This window comes from Micromonospora sp. NPDC050200 (assembly GCF_040656135.1).
Taxonomy (GTDB): Bacteria; Actinomycetota; Actinomycetes; order Mycobacteriales; family Micromonosporaceae; genus Micromonospora.
The window spans coordinates 1-1288 of the sequence record NZ_JBFALG010000175.1; the positions used below are offsets into that span (position 1 = coordinate 1).

At 68.2% G+C, this 1288-nt stretch carries 1 protein-coding gene; it reads left to right on the forward strand.

Annotated elements, in window-relative coordinates; all coding sequences use genetic code 11:
* The coding region (locus tag AB0I41_RS35220; RefSeq protein WP_357115828.1) for a hypothetical protein at positions 1 to 1288 on the forward strand (1288 nt) is incomplete at both ends.

The following is a 1288-nucleotide window of genomic DNA, read 5'->3' on the forward strand; positions in this document are numbered from 1 at the left end:
TTACGCCGTGTACGACAAGAGCGGCACCAAGCTGCTCGGGCCGCTGCCGACCAACTCTCTGTGGGCCGGTTTCGGCGGACCGTGCGAGACCCGCACCGCCCCCTACCACAACAGCGGCCCGGTGGTCCTCTACGACGAGGCCGCCGACCGGTGGATGCTCACCCAGTTCTCCCTGCCTGGCGGGTCGATCGGCATGCACCAGTGCATGGCGATCTCGCAGACCGGTGATCCGACTGGCGCGTTCTACCGGTATGACTTCCTGTACCACCAGACCCGACAGAACGACTACGCGAAGTTCGGGATCTGGCCGGACGCCTACTACATGTCCGCCAATGAGTTCACTCCTAACGTCATTGGCGCCGTGGGCGCTGGCGCGGTGGCGTTCGAGCGGGAGAAGATGCTCGCCGGCCAGGCGGCCCGAATGGTCTACTTCCACCTCGACCCGCAGTTCGGCGGCCTGCTGCCGTCCGACGCGGAGGGCCAGGCACCCCCGGTCGGGGCGCCGAACCCGTTCGTCATGGTCGGCGACGACGCAACGGACGCCTCGCCGACCGACCGGTTGGTGATGTGGGACTTCCACGTCGACTGGGCCACCCCGGCGAACTCCACCTTCGGCAACAACCTGGCGCCGAGCCGGTTCCTGGAGACCGCGCCGTTCGACTCGAACATGTGCTTCTACGGCCATAGCTGCATCCCGCAGCAGGGCACCACGGCAAAGCTGGACGCGATCTCCGACCGGTTGATGTACCGGGTGGCGTACCGCAATTTCGGCGACCACGCCTCGATCGTGCTCAACCACACGGTCGACGTCGGCGGCGACCACGCCGGCGTGCGGTGGTACGAACTGCGCAGCACCGCGCCCACCGACTGGGCGATTCACCAGCAGGGCACCTACGCCCCGGACGCCGAGCACCGGTGGATGGCCAGCGCGGCCATCGACGTCACCGGCAACATCGCCATGGGCTACTCGGCGTCGAGCAGCACGTCGTTCCCGTCGATCCGGGTGGCCGGCCGGCTGGCCGGTGACCCGCTCGGGGAACTGGGGCAGAGCGAACGGACCCTGATCGCCGGGACCGGCGCCCAAACCCACAATCCGGGCCTGTGGGGTGGCTACAGCTCGATGTCGGTGGACCCGACCGACGGCTGCACCTTCTGGTTCACCTCCGAGTACCTGTCGCAGACCAGCGACGCTGGCTGGCAGACCCGGATCGGTGCGATGAAGTTCCCCAACTGCACGGCCGGCCCGCGGGGTGAGGTGAGCGGCAAGGTCACCAAGGCCGGTGGCGCG